The organism is Acidovorax sp. SUPP2539 (assembly GCF_030158975.1).
Classification (GTDB): Bacteria; Pseudomonadota; Gammaproteobacteria; order Burkholderiales; family Burkholderiaceae_C; genus Paracidovorax.
On sequence record NZ_BQXJ01000003.1, the window covers coordinates 543892 to 561393 of the forward strand.

Annotated in this window: 17 protein-coding genes; 16 read left to right on the top strand and 1 reads right to left on the bottom strand. The window is 64.8% G+C overall.

Annotated features, from left to right (window positions below; genetic code table 11):
• Positions 1-15 precede the first annotated feature (15 nt).
• The 16 genes from AVTE2539_RS13805 to AVTE2539_RS13880 are packed head-to-tail and all read left to right on the top strand — an operon-like array spanning position 16 to position 15407.
• Positions 16-375 (top strand): NADH-quinone oxidoreductase subunit A, encoded by a 360-nt coding sequence (locus tag AVTE2539_RS13805; protein ID WP_284411374.1) that lies wholly within the window; start codon positions 16-18, stop codon positions 373-375.
• A gap of 24 nt (positions 376-399) precedes the next feature.
• Complete coding sequence (locus AVTE2539_RS13810) at positions 400-879, top strand: NuoB/complex I 20 kDa subunit family protein (protein WP_007849129.1); 480 nt, start codon at positions 400-402, stop codon at positions 877-879.
• Between the two features lie 10 nt (positions 880-889).
• Positions 890-1498 (top strand): NADH-quinone oxidoreductase subunit C, encoded by a 609-nt coding sequence (locus AVTE2539_RS13815; protein WP_284411376.1) that lies wholly within the window; start codon positions 890-892, stop codon positions 1496-1498.
• 27 nt (positions 1499-1525) lie between these two features.
• On the top strand, positions 1526-2779 hold the full coding sequence (locus AVTE2539_RS13820; protein ID WP_272567984.1) for an NADH-quinone oxidoreductase subunit D: 1254 nt from the start codon (positions 1526-1528) through the stop codon (positions 2777-2779).
• On the top strand, positions 2776-3333 hold the full coding sequence (gene nuoE / locus AVTE2539_RS13825) for an NADH-quinone oxidoreductase subunit NuoE (protein WP_284411378.1): 558 nt from the start codon (positions 2776-2778) through the stop codon (positions 3331-3333). Before AVTE2539_RS13820 ends, nuoE begins: the two co-directional genes overlap by 4 nt.
• Positions 3330-4688 (top strand): NADH-quinone oxidoreductase subunit NuoF, encoded by a 1359-nt coding sequence (gene nuoF, locus AVTE2539_RS13830; RefSeq protein ID WP_284411380.1) that lies wholly within the window; start codon positions 3330-3332, stop codon positions 4686-4688. Before nuoE ends, nuoF begins: the two co-directional genes overlap by 4 nt.
• Before the next feature lie 15 nt (positions 4689-4703).
• Positions 4704-6842 carry an NADH-quinone oxidoreductase subunit NuoG gene (gene nuoG, locus AVTE2539_RS13835; protein ID WP_284411382.1) on the top strand — a complete coding sequence of 713 codons (2139 nt, stop codon included), beginning with the start codon at positions 4704-4706 and terminating at the stop codon, positions 6840-6842.
• Positions 6839-7915 carry an NADH-quinone oxidoreductase subunit NuoH gene (gene nuoH / locus AVTE2539_RS13840; protein WP_272567990.1) on the top strand — a complete coding sequence of 359 codons (1077 nt, stop codon included), beginning with the start codon at positions 6839-6841 and terminating at the stop codon, positions 7913-7915. Before nuoG ends, nuoH begins: the two co-directional genes overlap by 4 nt.
• A 12-nt stretch (positions 7916-7927) precedes the next feature.
• Positions 7928-8440 carry an NADH-quinone oxidoreductase subunit NuoI gene (nuoI, locus tag AVTE2539_RS13845; protein WP_092744422.1) on the top strand — a complete coding sequence of 171 codons (513 nt, stop codon included), beginning with the start codon at positions 7928-7930 and terminating at the stop codon, positions 8438-8440.
• 34 nt (positions 8441-8474) lie between these two features.
• Positions 8475-9143 (top strand): NADH-quinone oxidoreductase subunit J, encoded by a 669-nt coding sequence (locus AVTE2539_RS13850; protein WP_284405991.1) that lies wholly within the window; start codon positions 8475-8477, stop codon positions 9141-9143.
• Complete coding sequence (nuoK, locus tag AVTE2539_RS13855) at positions 9140-9448, top strand: NADH-quinone oxidoreductase subunit NuoK (protein ID WP_005793248.1); 309 nt, start codon at positions 9140-9142, stop codon at positions 9446-9448. The genes AVTE2539_RS13850 and nuoK overlap by 4 nt, the downstream gene beginning before the upstream one ends.
• Before the next feature lie 29 nt (positions 9449-9477).
• On the top strand, positions 9478-11511 hold the full coding sequence (gene nuoL, locus AVTE2539_RS13860; protein WP_284411385.1) for an NADH-quinone oxidoreductase subunit L: 2034 nt from the start codon (positions 9478-9480) through the stop codon (positions 11509-11511).
• A 13-nt stretch (positions 11512-11524) separates the two neighbouring features.
• Positions 11525-13000 carry an NADH-quinone oxidoreductase subunit M gene (locus AVTE2539_RS13865; RefSeq protein ID WP_284411387.1) on the top strand — a complete coding sequence of 492 codons (1476 nt, stop codon included), beginning with the start codon at positions 11525-11527 and terminating at the stop codon, positions 12998-13000.
• Positions 13001-13024: 24 nt separating this feature from the next.
• Positions 13025-14518 (top strand): NADH-quinone oxidoreductase subunit NuoN, encoded by a 1494-nt coding sequence (gene nuoN, locus AVTE2539_RS13870; RefSeq protein ID WP_272551660.1) that lies wholly within the window; start codon positions 13025-13027, stop codon positions 14516-14518.
• 40 nt (positions 14519-14558) lie between these two features.
• On the top strand, positions 14559-14867 hold the full coding sequence (locus AVTE2539_RS13875; protein WP_272567997.1) for a DUF2818 family protein: 309 nt from the start codon (positions 14559-14561) through the stop codon (positions 14865-14867).
• 54 nt (positions 14868-14921) lie between these two features.
• Complete coding sequence (locus AVTE2539_RS13880; protein WP_284411389.1) at positions 14922-15407, top strand: DUF1178 family protein; 486 nt, start codon at positions 14922-14924, stop codon at positions 15405-15407.
• A 57-nt stretch (positions 15408-15464) separates the two neighbouring features.
• On the opposite strand, the gene AVTE2539_RS13885 is transcribed toward AVTE2539_RS13880, so the two are convergent.
• Positions 15465-17258 (bottom strand): ABC transporter transmembrane domain-containing protein, encoded by a 1794-nt coding sequence (locus AVTE2539_RS13885; protein WP_284411391.1) that lies wholly within the window; start codon positions 17256-17258, stop codon positions 15465-15467.
• Between the last annotated feature and the right edge of the window lie 244 nt (positions 17259-17502).

Consider the following 17502-nt stretch of genomic DNA (forward strand, 5'->3'; position numbering starts at 1 on the left):
GAGCACATCCTCCAGATGAACCTCGATCAGTACCTCCCCGTTCTTTTGTTCATCTTGGTCGGCATCGGTGTCGGCGTCGTGCCGCTGGTGCTGGGCTATATCCTCGGCCCCAATCGCCCGGATGCGGCCAAAAACTCCCCTTACGAATGCGGTTTCGAGGCCTTCGAAGACGCGCGCATGAAGTTCGATGTGCGCTACTACCTCGTCGCCATCCTCTTCATTCTTTTTGATCTGGAAATCGCTTTCCTGTTTCCGTGGGCGGTTTCGCTCCACGAAGTGGGGCTGACGGGTTTCATTGCCGTTGTCATCTTCCTGGCCATCCTGGTCGTGGGCTTCGCCTACGAGTGGAAAAAGGGTGCCCTGGATTGGGAATGACCGGTCTTCATAAGGAATGACACGATGATTGAAGGCGTGATGAAGGAAGGCTTCATCACCACCAGTTACGACTCGGTGGTGAATTGGGCCAAGACCGGCTCGCTGTGGCCCATGACCTTTGGTCTGGCCTGCTGCGCGGTAGAAATGATGCACGCTGCGGCGGCGCGTTACGACATCGGCCGTTTCGGTGCCGAGGTGTTCCGCGCCAGTCCGCGTCAGTCCGATCTGATGATCGTGGCCGGCACGCTGTGCAACAAGATGGCGCCAGCCCTGCGCAAGGTGTACGACCAGATGTCCGAGCCACGCTGGGTGCTGTCCATGGGTTCGTGCGCCAACGGTGGCGGCTACTACCACTACAGTTATTCGGTGGTTCGCGGCTGCGATCGCATCGTTCCGGTGGATGTGTACGTGCCGGGTTGCCCGCCCACGGCCGAGGCATTGATCTACGGGATCATCCAGCTTCAGCAGAAGATCCGCCGCACCAACACCATCGCTCGCGTCTGAAGGGTTGACGATGACTGCCTTTGCTATTCGACCCGAAGCACTTCGGGACGCGATTGTCGCTGCGCTCGGCGACAAGGTGCGCCAGCTTTCGGTGGCGCTGGATGAGGTGACCCTGGTGGTCTCTGCCGCGGACTATCTGGCGGCCATGCAGTTGCTGCGCGATGCGCCGGGCTGCCGGTTCGAACAGTTGGTCGACCTGTGCGGTGTGGACTACTCCTCGTATGGCGACGTCGGCGTGGAGGGGCCGCGCTACTGCGTGGTCTCGCACCTGCTGTCGGTCAGCATGAACCAGCGCGTGCGGGTGAAGGTGTTCTGCCCGGATGACGATTTTCCGGTCGTGCCGTCGGTCTCAGACCTGTGGAACTCTGCCAACTGGTACGAGCGCGAAGCCTTCGACCTGTACGGCATCGTGTTCGACGGGCATGGCGACCTGCGCCGCATCCTGACCGACTACGGCTTCATCGGCCACCCCTTCCGCAAGGATTTCCCGTTGTCCGGGCACGTGGAAATGCGCTACGACGCCGAGCAGCGCCGTGTCGTCTACGAACCGGTCACGATCGAGCCTCGCGAGATCACGCCCCGCATCATCCGTGAAGAAAAGTACGGAGGCCTGCACTGAGGCGCTCGCGCCGAAAAGTGATCCACCATGGCTGAAATCAAGAACTATTCCCTGAACTTCGGGCCGCAGCATCCGGCCGCACACGGTGTGCTGCGTCTCGTGCTTGAGCTGGACGGCGAAGTCGTGCAGCGCGCCGACCCTCACATCGGCCTGCTGCACCGCGCCACCGAAAAGCTGGCCGAGCACAAGACCTTCATCCAGTCGCTGCCCTACATGGACCGCCTGGACTACGTCTCGATGATGTGCAACGAGCACGCCTACTGCCTGGCCATCGAGAAGCTGCTGGGCCTGGATGTGCCCGTGCGTGCGCAGTACATCCGCGTGATGTTCTCCGAGATCACGCGCCTGCTGAACCACCTGATGTGGCTGGGTTCGCATGGCAACGACTGCGGCAGCTCTACGATCCTGATCTATACCTTCCGCGAGCGCGAAGACCTGTTCGACATGTACGAGGCGGTCTCCGGCGCGCGCATGCACGCGGCGTACTTCCGTCCGGGTGGCGTGTACCGCGACCTGCCGGATTCGATGCCGCAGTACAAGGTCAACAAGATCCGCAATGCCAAGGCCATCGAGGCGCTGAACCAGAACCGCAGCGGCTCCCTGCTGGACTTCATCGACGACTTCACGCAACGGTTCCCGAAGTGCGTGGACGAATACGAAACACTGCTCACCGACAACCGCATCTGGAAGCAGCGCACGGTCGGCATCGGTGTCGTGACGCCGGAGCGCGCCCTCAATCTGGGCATGACCGGCCCGATGATCCGCGGCTCGGGCATCGCATGGGATCTGCGCAAGACGCAGCCCTACGACGTCTATGACCGCATGGACTTCGACGTGCCGGTGGGCAAGACGGGCGACTGCTACGACCGCTATCTGGTGCGTGTACAGGAGATGCGCCAATCCAACCGCATCATCAAGCAGTGCGTGGACTGGCTGCGTGCCAACCCCGGCCCGGTGATCACGGACAATCACAAGGTGGCACCCCCTTCGCGCGAATCCATGAAGTCGAACATGGAGGAGCTGATCCACCATTTCAAGCTCTTCACCGAAGGTTTCCGCGTGCCCGAAGGCGAAGCGTATGCAGCCGTTGAGCACCCCAAGGGCGAGTTCGGCATCTATTTGGTGAGCGATGGCGCCAACAAGCCCTACCGCCTGAAGATCCGCGCGCCCGGCTTTGCCCACCTGGCCACCTTGGACGAAATGGCCCGTGGCCACATGATTGCCGATGCCGTGGCCATCATTGGCACGATGGATATCGTGTTCGGGGAGATTGACCGATGAATACCGAAACGAAGACGGTGGTGCCCGTCGCGTCCCAGATCACCGACGCGACGCTGGCGCGCTTTGCGCGCGAAGTGGCGAAGTACCCCGCGGAACAGAAGCAGTCGGCCGTCATGGCCTGCCTGGCCATCGTTCAGCAGGAACTGGGCTGGGTCAGCACCGAGAACGAGGCCGTGATCGCCAGCTACCTGGGCATGCCCCAGATCGCTGTGCACGAAGTCACCACGTTCTACAACATGTACAACCAGCAGCCGACGGGCAAGTACAAGCTCAACGTCTGTACCAACCTGCCGTGCCAACTGCGCGATGGCCAGAAGGCGCTGCACCACCTGGAAAAGAAACTGGGTGTGGCGATGGGCGAGACCACGGCCGATGGCCTGTTCACGCTGCAGCAGTGCGAATGCCTCGGCGCCTGCGCCGATGCGCCCGTGATGCTGGTCAACGACCGCACCATGTGCAGTTTCATGGACAACGACAAGCTCGATCAGCTCGTGGATGGCCTGCGCCAAGCCGAAGGCGTGGCATCCCCGGCCCGGGCGGAAGGGCAAGCATGACGACCGCTGCGCAGAAGATCCTGTCGCAATTCCAGGCGACGGGCGTTCAAACCTGCTTCCACGACCGCCATATCGATCCGCAGATCTATGCAGGCCTGGATGGCACCAACTGGAGCCTCAAGGACTACGAAGCGCGCGGTGGCTATGCCGCCTTGCGCAAGATCCTGGAGCAAGGCGAAGGCGTGGGCCTCACCCAGGACCAGGTCATTGCGACCGTCAAGGAATCGGGCCTGCGTGGCCGTGGCGGTGCGGGCTTTCCCACCGGCCTCAAGTGGAGCTTCATGCCCCGCTCGTTCCCTGGCCAGAAGTACCTCGTCTGCAATTCCGACGAAGGCGAGCCGGGCACCTGCAAGGACCGCGACATCCTGCAGTTCAACCCGCACATCGTCATCGAAGGCATGATCATCGCCGCATACGCGATGGGCATCTCCGTGGGCTACAACTACATCCACGGCGAAATCTTCCAGACCTACGATCGCTTCGAAGAAGCGCTTGAAGAAGCACGCGCTGCGGGCTACCTGGGCGACAAGATCCTGGGTAGCGCCTTCAGCTTCCAGCTGCATGCCGCCCATGGTTTCGGCGCCTACATCTGCGGCGAGGAAACCGCATTGCTGGAGTCGCTCGAAGGCAAGAAGGGCCAGCCGCGCTTCAAGCCGCCATTCCCTGCGAGCTTCGGCCTCTACGGCAAGCCCACCACGATCAACAACACCGAGACGTTTGCCGCGGTGCCCTGGATCATCCGCAACGGTGGCGCAGCCTATCTGGCCTGCGGCAAACCCAACAACGGCGGCACCAAGATCTTCTCGGTCTCCGGCGACGTCGAAAAGCCCGGCAACTACGAAGTGCCCATGGGCACTCCATTCGCCAAGCTGCTGGAACTGGCGGGTGGCGTGCGCAAAGGCCGCCAACTCAAGGCCGTGATTCCCGGTGGATCGTCCGCTCCGGTGCTGCCGGCGTCCGTCATCATGGAATGCACGATGGACTACGACTCCATCGCCAAGGCCGGCTCCATGCTGGGTTCGGGCGCCGTGATCGTGATGGACGATTCTCGAAGCATGGTGGAGAGCCTGTTGCGCCTGTCGTATTTCTATTCGCATGAATCGTGCGGGCAGTGCACGCCGTGCCGCGAAGGCACCGGCTGGATGTGGCGTGTGATCGACCGCATCCAGCACGGTGAAGGCCGCGACGGCGATCTGGAGTTGCTCAATTCGGTGGCCGACAACATCCAGGGTCGCACCATCTGCGCCCTGGGCGATGCCGCCGCCATGCCGGTGCGCGCCATGATCAAGCACTTCCGCCCGGAATTCGAAGCGCTGATCCGCAACAAGACCCCTCAGGCGTCTGCCTCTGCCTGATCGCGAGAAAAGCATATGGTTGAAATCGAACTGGACGGGCAGAAGGTAGAAGTCGCCGAGGGCTGCATGGTGATGCATGCGGCCGAGAAGGCGGGCACTTACATTCCCCATTTCTGCTATCACAAGAAGCTTTCCATCGCCGCCAATTGCCGCATGTGCCTGGTGGACGTGGAGAAGGCGCCCAAGCCAATGCCGGCCTGTGCCACGCCGGTGACGCAAGGCATGATCGTGCGCACCAAGAGCGACAAGGCCATCAAGGCCCAGCAGTCGGTCATGGAGTTCCTGCTGATCAATCACCCGCTGGACTGCCCGATCTGCGATCAGGGCGGCGAGTGCCAGCTGCAGGATCTGGCGGTGGGCTATGGCGGCTCTTCTTCGCGTTACGAAGAGGAAAAGCGCGTGGTGTTCCACAAGGACGTGGGTCCCCTGATCTCCATGGAGGAGATGACCCGCTGCATCCATTGCACCCGCTGCGTGCGCTTCGGCCAGGAAGTGGCCGGCGTGATGGAGCTGGGCATGATCCATCGCGGCGAGCACTCCGAGATCACCACGGTGCTGGGCGATACGGTCGATTCCGAGCTGTCGGGCAACATGATCGACATCTGCCCTGTGGGCGCTCTGACCAGCAAGCCTTTCCGCTACAGCGCCCGGACCTGGGAGCTGTCGCGCCGCAAGTCGGTGAGCCCGCACGATTCCACCGGTGCCAATCTCATCGTCCAGGTGAAGAACCACAAGGTGATGCGCGTCGTTCCCTTCGAGAACGAAGACGTCAACGAGTGCTGGATCGCCGACCGTGACCGTTTCTCCTACGAAGCCCTCAACGGAGACGAGCGCCTGACGCGCCCGATGCTCAAGCAGGGCGGCCAGTGGAAGGAAGTCGACTGGCAGACCGCGCTGGAATACGTTGCCAATGGCCTGCAGGGCATCCGCACCGACCATGGCGCCCAGAGCATCGGTGCGCTGGTGAGCCCGCACAGCACGCTGGAAGAGCTGTTCCTGGCCGGCGCGCTCGTGCACGGCATCGGCAGCGACAACATCGACCACCGCCTGCGCCACGCCGAGTTCACTCAGGCCGATGGCATCCATTGGCTGGGCACGAGCATCGCTTCGCTGTCCTCGCTGCAGTCGGTGCTGGTCGTGGGTTCGAACCTGCGCAAGGACCATCCGCTGTTCGCCCAGCGCATCCGCCAAGCTGCGCGCAAGGGCTGTACCGTCAGCGCCCTCAACGCCGCGGTCTACGACTGGGCCATGCCCGTTGCGCAGTCCATCGTGGCGCCAGCCCAGGACTGGGCTGCGATCCTGGCCGACGTGGCCGCCGCCGTGGCGCAGGACCGCGGTGTGGCTGCCCCCGTGGCCACCGGCCGTGTGACCGACGCCTCTGCCGGCATGGCCCGTGCATTGGCTTCGGGCGAAGGCCGGGCCATCCTGCTGGGCAACGCCGCTGCGCACCATGCCCAGGCCTCGAGCCTGCTGGCGCTGGCCCAGTGGATCGGTGCCCAGACGGGCGCGGTGGTGGGCTACCTCACCGAAGCCGCCAACACGGTGGGCGCGCAGTTCGTCGGCGCACAGCCGCAGAAGGGCGGCCTGAACGCCGGCCAGATGCTGGCGGGTGGCCTCAAGGCGGCGCTGCTGCTGAACACCGAACCCGTCCACGACTCCGCCGCAGGTACACAGGCAGCGGCTGCGCTGTCAGGTGCCGAGATGGTCGTCACGCTGAGCCCTTTCAAGGCCAACATGGAATTCAGCGATGTGCTGCTGCCCATCGCGCCGTTCACCGAAACCTCGGGCACCTTCGTCAATGCCGAAGGCCGCCTGCAAAGCTTCCATGCCGTGGTCAAGCCGCTGGGCGATGCCCGTCCCGCGTGGAAGGTGCTGCGGGTGCTGGGCAACCTGCTGGGTGTGCAGGGCCTCGACTTCGAGACCTCGCAGGACGTGCTGGCGAAAGCCACGGGTGCGACGGTGGCCGCTCCGCTGGCCCAACTGCCTGCCGACCGCCTGAGCAACAGCACGCGCGCTGCCATCGCCGTGCCCGCCGGTGCGGGTGCCGCGCCGGTCGTGGCCAGCATCTACCAGCTCGACGGGCTGGTTCGCCGTGCGCCGTCGCTGCAGTTGACGGCCGATGCACGCCGCGCCGCTGAAGGAGTTGCCGCATGATCGACGCGCTGTACAACGGCGGCCTGCACCTGTTCGCCCAGTCCTGGTGGACGGCGGCGGTGTGGCCGGTGATCTGGAACCTGATCAAGATCGTGGCCATCGTGGCCCCCCTGATGGGCGCCGTGGCCTACCTCACGCTGTGGGAGCGCAAGCTGCTCGGCTTCATGCAGGTGCGCCATGGTCCCAACCGGGTCGGTCCGTTCGGGCTGCTGCAGCCGCTGGCCGACGGCCTCAAGCTGCTGACCAAGGAAATCATTCAGCCAACGGCGGCCAGCAAGGGTCTGTTCGTGCTCGGCCCCGTCATGGCCATCATGCCTGCGCTGGCGGCCTGGGTGGCGATTCCGTTCGGTCCGGATGTGGCCCTGGCCAACGTGAATGCCGGCCTGCTGCTGGTGATGGCCATCACCTCCATCGAGGTGTACGGCGTGATCATCGCCGGTTGGGCTTCCAACTCCAAGTACGCCTTCCTGGGGGCGCTGCGCGCCTCCGCGCAGATGGTGAGCTATGAAATCGCGATGGGCTTCTGTTTCCTCGTCGTCATCATGGTGTCGGGCAGCATGAACCTGACCGAAGTCGTGATGGGGCAGGGCGCAGGCATGGCCGCCGCGAAGGGCTTTGGATTCCTGTCGTGGAACTGGCTGCCGCTGCTGCCGATCTTCATCGTCTACCTCATCTCGGGTGTGGCCGAAACCAACCGCCACCCCTTCGACGTGGTCGAAGGCGAGGCCGAGATCGTGGCCGGCCACATGGTCGAGTACTCGGGCATGGGCTTCGCCATCTTCTTCCTGGCCGAATACGCCAGCATGTGGCTCGTGTCCATCCTGGCCGTGCTCATGTTCCTGGGCGGCTGGCTGTCGCCGGTTGCGGCGCTGGACTTCATCCCCGGATGGATCTGGCTGGGCCTCAAGACCTTCCTCGTGGTGTCCATGTTCATCTGGATCCGCGCGACCTTCCCGCGCTTTCGCTATGACCAGATCATGCGGCTGGGCTGGAAGATCTTCATTCCGGTCACGCTGGTGTGGCTGCTTATCGTTGGCGCGTGGCTGCACTCGCCATGGAACATCTGGAATTGAGCGGGGACACCGATGACTGCTGTTGCTGCTACTGCATCCTTTTCGATCAAGGATTTTTTCAAGAGCTTCATGCTGGTGGAGCTGGTCAAGGGCATGGCCCTGACGGGTCGCTACGCGTTTCGGCGCAAGGTGACCGTTCAGTTCCCCGAAGAGAAGACGCCCCTGTCGCCCCGGTTCCGCGGCCTGCACGCGCTGCGTCGCTACGACAACGGCGAAGAGCGCTGCATCGCCTGCAAGCTGTGCGAAGCCGTGTGCCCGGCACTGGCGATCACCATCGAGTCCGACGTGCGTGCGGACGGTTCGCGCCGCACCACGCGCTATGACATCGACCTGACCAAGTGCATCTTCTGCGGCTTTTGCGAAGAGAGCTGCCCGGTGGACTCCATCGTCGAGACGCAGATCCTGGAATACCACGGCGAAAAGCGCGGCGACCTGTACTTCACCAAGGACATGCTCCTGGCCGTGGGGGACCGCTACGAGGCCGAGATCGCTGCAGCCAAGGCGGCCGACGCCAAGTACCGCTGAGCGCGGCTCCAGAACCCCTACAAAGACCCGATTCATGGACGCCAAGACTGGTTTCTTCTATCTGTTCTCGGTCGTGCTGCTCTTTGCAGCCTTCCGGGTCATCACCGCGCGCAACCCCGTGCATGCGGTGCTGTATCTCATCCTCGCGTTTTCGCAGGCGGCCGCCATCTGGCTGCTGCTGAAGGCGGAGTTCCTCGCCATCGCCCTGGTGCTGGTGTACCTCGGCGCGGTGATGGTGCTCTTCCTCTTCGTGGTGATGATGCTGGACATCCACATCGATTCTATTCGGCAGGGCTTCTGGCGGCACTTTCCGCTGGCAGCCTTCATCGGCGCGCTGATCGCCCTGGAAATGGCGGCCGTGCTGATGGGCGGCTTCCGTGGCATGGACGAGCCCAAGGCGGTGGCGGCCGTGGTCGATGCGGCGGGCCATGTGCTGCCTTACTCGAACACCAAGGCGCTGGGCAAGCTGCTCTACACCGAGTACCTGTACCCCGTCGAGATCGCAGCGGTCATCCTGCTGGTGGCGATGATCGCGGCCATCGCGCTCACCCTGCGCCAGCGCAAGGACAGCAAGGCGATCAACCCATCGCAGCAGATCCGTGTGCGCGCCAGCGACCGCGTGGCGCTGGTGAAGGTCGCCGCGACGCAAAAGCCTGCAGAGGAAGCAGCGGCGACGCCCGCTGCCGAGGAGAAGAAGGCATGACATTGACCCTGGGCCATTTCCTGTCGCTGGGCGCGATGCTGTTCGCGCTCGCCGTCATCGGCATCTTCCTGAACCGCAAGAACCTGATCGTGCTGCTGATGGCGATCGAGTTGATGCTGTTGGCCGTGAACATGAACTTCGTCGCGTTCTCGCACTACCTGGGCGACATGCACGGCCAGGTGTTCGTGTTCTTCATCCTGACGGTCGCCGCGGCAGAGTCGGCCATCGGCCTCGCGATCCTGGTGCTGCTGTTCCGCAACAAATCCAGCATCAACGCGGAAGACCTCAACACCCTCAAGGGTTGAGTCGCCGGTACTAGCCAAGGTCCTCAAGAATGAGCCAAACCCTTTCTGCTTCGACACTGCTGGCGGTGCCCATGGCACCGCTGGTGGGATCCGCCCTGGCGGGTATCTTCGGCACCGCCTTCGGCGGCAACCGGATCGGCCGGCGGCTGAGCCACACGCTGACCATTCTCGGCGTGCTGGCGGCCTTCGTCCTGTCCGCCATGACGCTCAAGAGCGTGGCCATGGACGGCGCGCGCTTCAACGAAACGCTCTACACCTGGATGGTGGTCGGCGGCCTCAAGATGGAGGTCGGCTTCCTCGTGGACAGCCTCACGGCCATGATGATGTGCGTGGTGACCTTCGTGTCGCTGATGGTGCACATCTACACGATCGGCTACATGGAAGAAGACGACGGCTACAACCGTTTCTTCGCCTACATCTCGCTGTTCACCTTCTCGATGCTGATGCTCGTCATGAGCAACAACCTGCTGCAGCTGTTCTTCGGCTGGGAAGCCGTGGGCCTGGTGTCGTACCTGCTGATCGGCTTCTGGTTCAACAAGCCGACCGCCATCTTCGCCAACATGAAGGCGTTCTTGGTGAACCGCGTGGGTGACTTCGGCTTCATTCTGGGCATCGGCCTGATCGCGGCGTACACCAACACGCTCAACTACAGCGAGATCTTCGGCAAGGCGGGTGAGCTCGGAGCACTGTCGTTCCCGGGCACCAGCTGGATGCTGATCACGGTCATCTGCATCTGCCTGTTCATCGGTGCGATGGGCAAGAGCGCGCAGTTTCCGCTGCACGTGTGGCTGCCGGACTCGATGGAAGGCCCGACGCCCATCTCCGCGCTGATCCACGCCGCCACCATGGTGACGGCCGGCATCTTCATGGTGTCGCGGATGTCGCCGCTGTTCGAACTGTCGGACACCGCGCTCAACTTCATCCTCGTGATCGGTGCGATCACGGCGCTGTTCATGGGCTTTCTGGGCATCATCCAGAACGACATCAAGCGCGTGGTGGCCTATTCCACGCTGTCGCAGTTGGGCTACATGACGGTGGCGCTCGGTGCCTCCGCCTACTCGGTGGCGGTGTTCCACCTGATGACGCACGCGTTCTTCAAGGCGCTGCTGTTCCTCGGCGCGGGCTCGGTCATCATGGGCATGCACCACAACCAGGACATCCGCTGGATGGGCGCCGTGCGCAAGTACATGCCCATCACCTGGATCACGTCGCTGCTGGGTTCGCTGGCACTGATCGGCACGCCGCTGTTCTCGGGCTTCTATTCCAAGGACAGCATCATCGAAGCCGTGCATGCCAGCACGCTGCCGGCCGCAGGTTTCGCGCACTTCGCCGTGCTGGCGGGCGTGTTCGTCACCGCGTTCTATTCGTTCCGCATGTACTTCCTGGTCTTCCACGGCAAGGAACGCTACGACCAGAACCCGGATGCGCACCACGACGACCACCATGCCCATGACGACCACCACGGCCATGGCCACGATGCCAAGCCGCACGAGTCGCCCTGGGTCGTCACCGTGCCGCTGATCCTGCTGGCCATTCCTTCGGTGGTCATCGGCTTCCTGTTCATTCAGCCCATGCTGTTCGGCGACTTCTTCAAGGACGTGATCTTCGTCGATGCCGCCAAGCACCCCGCGATGGCGGAACTGGCGGAAATCTTCCACGGCCCCGTGGGCATGGCGCTGCACGGCCTGCAGACCGCACCGTTCTGGCTGGCCCTGGCGGGCGTGGCGGCGTCCTACTACATGTACATGGTCAACCCGGCCCTGCCGGCCGCGATCAAGCGCATCTTCCATCCGATCTACGTGCTGTTCGAGAACAAGTACTACCTCGACTGGATCAACGAAAACATCATCGCGCGGGGCGCTCGCGCGCTGGGCACCGGCCTGTGGAAGGGCGGCGACCAGGCCGTGATCGACGGCGCGCTGGTCAACGGCTCGTGGAAGCTGGTGGGCCGCGTCGCGGGGGTGGTGCGCTGGTTCCAGACGGGCTACATCTACCACTACGCGCTGGTCATGATCCTGGGCATCTTCGCGCTCATGACGTACTTCGTGTGGCTCAACAAGTAGAGGGAAAACAAAAATGGGTTTGTTGAGTCTTGCCATCTGGGTGCCGATCGCGTTTGGCGCCCTGCTGCTGGCCTTTGGCCGCGATGAGCACGCACGCGCCGTGCGCTGGCTGGCCCTGATCGGGTCGCTGGTGGGTCTGGCCGTCACGCTGCCGCTGTACGGCGGCTTCGAGGCCACGTCCGCCGCAGCGCAGTTCGTCGAGAAAGCGCAGTGGATCGAGCGCTTCAACGTCCACTACCACCTGGGTGTGGACGGCATCTCGTTCTGGTTCGTGCCGCTCACGGCGTTCATCACGGTGATCGTGGTGATCGCGTCGTGGGAGTCGATCACCGAGCGCGTGAACCAGTACATGGGCGCGTTCCTGATCCTCTCGGGCCTGATGATCGGCGTGTTCAGCGCGCTCGACGGCCTGCTGTTCTACGTGTTCTTCGAGGCCACGCTGATCCCGATGTACCTGATCATCGGCATCTGGGGCGGCCCCAACAAGATCTACGCGGCGTTCAAGTTCTTCCTGTACACGCTGCTCGGCTCGCTGCTGATGCTGATCGCGCTGATCTACCTGTACAACCAGTCCGGTGGCAGCTTCGACATCGCCACGTGGCACCAGCTGCCGCTGTCGGCCCGTTCGCAGACCCTGCTGTTCTTCGCCTTCTTCGCCGCGTTCGCGGTGAAGGTACCGATGTGGCCGGTGCACACCTGGCTGCCCGACGTGCACGTGGAGGCCCCCACCGGCGGCTCCGCCGTGCTGGCTGCCATCATGCTGAAGCTGGGTGCCTATGGTTTCCTGCGCTTTTCCATGCCCATCGCCCCCGACGCCGCGCGCGAATGGGCCTGGCTGATGATCGCGCTGTCGCTGGTGGCCGTGATCTACGTGGGCCTGGTGGCGATGGTGCAAAAGGACATGAAGAAGCTGGTGGCGTATTCGTCGGTGGCGCACATGGGCTTCGTGACGCTGGGCTTCTTCATCTTCAACGACCTGGGCGTGTCGGGCGGGCTGGTGCAAATGATCGCCCACGGCTTCGTGTCGGGCGCCATGTTCCTGTCGATCGGCGTGCTGTACGACCGGGTGCATTCCCGTGAGATCGCGGCCTATGGCGGCGTGGTCAACACCATGCCCAAGTTCGCGGCCTTCGCGCTGCTGTTCGCCATGGCCAACTGCGGCCTGCCGGGCACGGCCGGTTTCGTGGGCGAGTGGATGGTGATCCTGGGCGCCGTCAAGGCCAACTTCTGGATTGGCCTGGCCGCGGCCACGGCGCTGATCTTCGGCGCGGCCTACACGCTGTGGATGTACAAGCGCGTCTACCTCGGCCCCGTGGCCAACGACCACGTGAGGGACCTCAAGGACATCGGCGCCCGCGAGTTCCTGGTGATGGCCGTGCTCGCGATTGCCGTGCTGTACATGGGGCTGTACCCCCGTCCCTTCACCGACGTGATGGATGCTTCGGTGGCGCAGCTGCTCAAGCACGTGGCGCTGTCCAAGCTCAACTGACCAGACTGAAACGAGAGACTCGAGATGATTGACAACATCAGCTGGCTGGCGGTGTATCCGGAGATCGTGCTCCTGGTCATGGCCTGCGTGATCGCGCTCGTGGACCTGGGCGTGACCAGCCCACGGCGCACGGGCACCTATGTGCTCACCATGCTCACCTTGACCGTGGTGGCCGTGCTGCAGGCCCTGTACGCCAACACCGGCAACACGTTCTACGGCTTCGGCAACATGGTGGTGAGCGATGCCATGGGCAACTGGCTCAAGTGCTTCGCCACCGTGGCCATGATGGTCACGCTGGTCTATGGCCGCCCCTATGCCGGCGACCGCGACATGCTGCGCGGCGGCGAGTTCTTCACGCTGTCGATGTTCGCGCTGCTGGGCATGTTCATCATGATCTCGGGCAACAACTTCCTGGTGATCTACCTGGGCCTGGAATTGCTCACGCTGTCCAGCTATGCGCTGGTGGCCCTGCGCCGCGACCATGCGACCTCGACCGAGGCCGCGATGAAGTATTTCGTGCTGGGCGCGATGGCCAGCGGCTTCCTGCTGTACGGTCTGTCGATGATCTACGGCGCGACCGGTTCGCTCGATATCGGTCAGGTGTTCAAGGCGGTCAACTCCGGCCAGATCCGCCACCAGGTGCTGGTGTTCGGCCTGGTGTTCGTGGTGGCAGGCCTGGCCTTCAAGCTGGGCGTGGTGCCGTTCCACATGTGGATTCCCGATGTGTACCAGGGCGCTCCCACGGCCGTGACGCTGATCATCGGCGGCGCGCCCAAGCTGGCGGCCTTCGCCATCACCATCCGCCTGCTGGTGGACGGGCTGCTGCCGCTGGCCATCGACTGGCAGCAGATGCTCGCGGTGCTGGCCATCGGCTCGCTGCTGGTGGGCAATCTGGCGGCCATCGCCCAGACCAACCTCAAGCGCATGCTGGCGTACTCCACGATCTCGCAGATGGGCTTCGTGCTGCTGGGCCTGCTGTCGGGCGTGGTCAACGGCAACGTGGATGCCAACGCGGTCGAGAACGCCTACAGCTCCTCCATGTTCTACGTGGTGAGCTATGTGCTGACCACGCTGGCGAGCTTCGGCGTGATCCTGCTGCTGGCCCGCGAAGGCTTCGAGAGCGAAGAGATTTCCGACCTGGCGGGCCTGAACCAGCGCAGCCCGCTGTATGCCGGCGTGATGGCGGTGTGCCTGTTCTCGCTGGCCGGTCTGCCGCCGCTGGTGGGCTTCTACGCCAAGCTGTCGGTGCTGCAGGCCCTGGTGGCTTCGGGCCAGACGCTGTACATCGCCCTGGCCGTCTTCGCGGTGGTGATGTCGCTGATCGGCGCTTTCTACTACCTGCGCGTCGTGAAGGTGATGTACTTCGATGCGCCGCTCACCGCCGCGAACGTGTCGGCCCCGCTGGACGTGCGCATGGTGCTCACGCTCAATGGCGCGCTGGTGCTGGTGCTGGGCCTGCTGCCCGGCGGCCTGATGGCGCTGTGCGCCGACGCCGTCGTGCGCGCGCTGGCGACCTGAGCGCGCCCGGGTTTCCCTTTCCCAGGCCGTTGCTCCTTCCGTGTCCGCCACCGCGTCCATCTGGCTGGTGATCGTGCTGGCGGCCATCGGGGCCAACCTGCCGTTCTTCAGCCAGCGCTGGCTGCTGGTGGGCCCGAAGGCGGCGCCCACCAAGCCCATGGCGATGCGCCTGGGCGAGATGGCCCTGCTGTACTTTCTGGTCGGTGGCGTCGCGCTGCTGCTGGAGCGCCGCGTAGGGCAGATCGCACCCCAGCAGTGGGAGTTCTACGCGATCACCGCCACGCTGTTCATCACGCTGGCGTTTCCCGGGTTTATCTACCGCTACCTGCTGCGGCGCAACAAGGGCTGAGGCCTTGCGCATCGCCGGCTGTCTGCCTCCGTTGCCTGCTCCATTCCCATTGCCATGAAAGTGCTCGATCTCCATTGCGCACAGGGCCATGCCTTCGAGGGCTGGTTCGGGTCCGAGGCCGATTTTCAGAGCCAGCTGGCGCGGGATCTCGTTCAATGCCCCCTGTGCGGCAGCAGCGAGATCCGCAAGGGCCTGAGCGCCCCGCGCCTGAACCTGGGCGCAACGCCCAACCCGGCTGCCCCGCGCGCCCGCGAGGACGGTGCTGGCCGCACTGCGGTGGCCCACCCATCCCCTTCCATGCCCCCGGGCGATTCCGCCCTGCAGGCCGCGTGGCTGCGGGTGGCCCGGCACATCGTGGCCCACACGGAGGACGTGGGGCCCCGCTTCGCGCAGGAAGCGCGCCGCATGCACCACGGCGAAACCGAAGAGCGCGGTATCCGCGGCCAGGCCAGTGCCCAGGAGGCGGCCGAACTGCTGGAAGAGGGGATCGCAGTGCTGCCCCTGGTGCTTCCGGACGCGGCCAAGGAAACCTTGCAGTAGCCGCCTGCCGGTGCGTCGGCATCGCCGACCGGATGGCAGGCCTCGACCCGCCGGCCTTCACTGCGTGAACTGCAGCGCCGCCAGCCGGGCGTACACACCGCCCTGCCGGACCAGGTCCGCATGGCGCCCTTCCTCCACGATCTGCCCCTGGTCCATCACCACGATGCGGTCGGCGTTCTGCACCGTGGCGAGCCGGTGCGCGATGACCAGCGTGGTGCGCTGGCCGCTGTGGCGCTGCATGGCGGCGTCCAGCGCGGCCTGCACCATGCGCTCGCTTTCCGCATCGAGCGCGCTGGTGGCCTCGTCCAGCAACAGCAGCGGCGGGTTCTTGAGCAGGGCACGGGCGATGGCGATGCGCTGGCGCTGCCCGCCGGACAGGCGCACGCCACGCTCGCCCAGGAAGGTGCCGTAGCCTTCGGGCAAGGCCGCGATGAACTCGTGTGCGAAGGCCGCGCGTGCGGCCTCCTGCACCTCCTGCTCGGTGGCGCCGGGGCGGCCGTAGCGGATGTTGTCCAGGGCCGAGGCGGAGAAGATCACCGCGTCCTGCGGCACGATGCCCACGTGGGCACGCAGGTCGCTGAGCGCCAGGCGGCGGATGTCCACGCCGTTCAGCGCGATGCCGCCGCCTGCGGCATCCACGTCGTAGAAGCGCTGCAGCAGCTGGAACACCGTGGTCTTGCCCGCGCCGCTGGCGCCCACCAGCGCGACGGTTTCGCCGGCCGACAGGTGCAGGTCGAAGCCGCGCAGCGCGGGTGCCTGCGGCCGCGAGGGGTAGTGGAACGCCACCCGGTCGAAGTCCACGCGCAGCCCGCCGCCCGTGTCCGGCAGCGCCGCGGGCTGCGCGGGGCTGGCGATGGGCGATCGGCTGGCGAGCAGTTCCATGAGCCGTTCGGTGGCCCCGGCGGCGCGCAGCAGGTCGCCGTACACCTCGCCGAGCACGGCCACGGCGCCCGCGAGGAACATGACGTAGATGACCGTCTGCCCCAGGTGGCCGGCCGACATCTCGCCCGCCAGCACCGCCTGCGTGCCCCGGTACAGGCCCCACAGCAGCAACGCCGCGTTGGCGATCACGATGAAGGCCACCAGCGCCGCGCGGGCCCGGCTGCGGCGCACGGCGGTCTGGAAGGCGTTCTCGGTGGAGGCTTCGAACCGGCGGGCTTCGCGCGATTCGGCCGTGTAGCTTTGCACGGCGGGCACGGCATTGAGCACCTCGGCCGCGATGGCGCTGGAATCGGCCACCCGGTCCTGGCTGGCCCGGGAGAGGCGGCGCACCCAGCGGCCGATCCACAGCGTGGGCAGCACCACGACCACGATGGCGGCGAACACCACCGACATGATGTACGGATTGGTCCACACGAGCATCCCCAGCGCCCCCACGCCCATCACAGCGTTGCGCAGGCCCATCGAGAGCGACGAGCCCACCACGGTCTGCACCAGCGTGGTGTCCACGGTCAGGCGCGACAGCACTTCGCCGGTCTGCGTGGTTTCGTAGAACTGCGGGCTTTGTTCCAGCACGTGCGCATAGACGGCGTTGCGCAGGTCGGCCGTCACCCGCTCGCCCAGCCAGCTCACGGTGTAGAAACGCGCGGCGGAGAACAGCCCCAGCGCCACGGCCACGGCGAACAGCAGCCCGAAATGCTCGCGCAGCGCCATGGCCTGCTCGCCGCGGGTGGCGCCCACCAGCCCGCCGTCGATGAGTTCGCGCAGTGCCAGGGGAAACGCCAGCGTGGCCAGCGCCGCCAGCACCAGGAAGACCAGCGCGAGCGCAATGCGCCCTGCGTAGGGCCGGAGGAAGGGCAGCAGGCCGCCGAGCGAGCGCGGGGCGCCGGGGGTGGGGGAGGAGGAGGGCATGGTCGCAGTGTAGGAGTCCGCGCCCGGATCGGCATGCGCCTTGCCATGAAGCCTGCCGAGACACAGGTTTGCTATTAATTTAATAGCTATCCGAACAATTGGATCTAGGGCATGGAGCGGTTTTCATCCAAAGCCCTGCCTGGGGCGGAAGGCGTGCGCCGGACCGCGCCCGGGCGTCCCCAGGGGAGCGGTGCCGGCCGGCCGGCCGGGTAGGCGTTTATACATAGGCATTTGTCCCAGTATC

Excerpts from the sequence above, each read along its gene's own strand:
- AVTE2539_RS13880 (WP_284411389.1), top strand. The coding sequence starts at position 14,922 with ATGAAAGTGCTCGATCTCCATTGCGCACAGGGCCATGCCTTCGAGGGC.
- AVTE2539_RS13810 (WP_007849129.1), top strand. The coding sequence starts at position 400 with ATGATTGAAGGCGTGATGAAGGAAGGCTTCATCACCACCAGTTACGAC.
- nuoG (WP_284411382.1), top strand. The coding sequence starts at position 4,704 with ATGGTTGAAATCGAACTGGACGGGCAGAAGGTAGAAGTCGCCGAGGGC.
- AVTE2539_RS13820 (WP_272567984.1), top strand. The coding sequence starts at position 1,526 with ATGGCTGAAATCAAGAACTATTCCCTGAACTTCGGGCCGCAGCATCCG.
- AVTE2539_RS13885 (WP_284411391.1), bottom strand. The coding sequence starts at position 17,258 with ATGCCCTCCTCCTCCCCCACCCCCGGCGCCCCGCGCTCGCTCGGCGGC.
- nuoN (WP_272551660.1), top strand. The coding sequence starts at position 13,025 with ATGATTGACAACATCAGCTGGCTGGCGGTGTATCCGGAGATCGTGCTC.
- nuoE (WP_284411378.1), top strand. The coding sequence starts at position 2,776 with ATGAATACCGAAACGAAGACGGTGGTGCCCGTCGCGTCCCAGATCACC.
- AVTE2539_RS13850 (WP_284405991.1), top strand. The coding sequence starts at position 8,475 with ATGGACGCCAAGACTGGTTTCTTCTATCTGTTCTCGGTCGTGCTGCTC.
- nuoF (WP_284411380.1), top strand. The coding sequence starts at position 3,330 with ATGACGACCGCTGCGCAGAAGATCCTGTCGCAATTCCAGGCGACGGGC.
- nuoK (WP_005793248.1), top strand. The coding sequence starts at position 9,140 with ATGACATTGACCCTGGGCCATTTCCTGTCGCTGGGCGCGATGCTGTTC.
- AVTE2539_RS13815 (WP_284411376.1), top strand. The coding sequence starts at position 890 with ATGACTGCCTTTGCTATTCGACCCGAAGCACTTCGGGACGCGATTGTC.
- AVTE2539_RS13865 (WP_284411387.1), top strand. The coding sequence starts at position 11,525 with ATGGGTTTGTTGAGTCTTGCCATCTGGGTGCCGATCGCGTTTGGCGCC.
- nuoI (WP_092744422.1), top strand. The coding sequence starts at position 7,928 with ATGACTGCTGTTGCTGCTACTGCATCCTTTTCGATCAAGGATTTTTTC.
- AVTE2539_RS13805 (WP_284411374.1), top strand. The coding sequence starts at position 16 with ATGAACCTCGATCAGTACCTCCCCGTTCTTTTGTTCATCTTGGTCGGC.
- nuoL (WP_284411385.1), top strand. The coding sequence starts at position 9,478 with ATGAGCCAAACCCTTTCTGCTTCGACACTGCTGGCGGTGCCCATGGCA.
- nuoH (WP_272567990.1), top strand. The coding sequence starts at position 6,839 with ATGATCGACGCGCTGTACAACGGCGGCCTGCACCTGTTCGCCCAGTCC.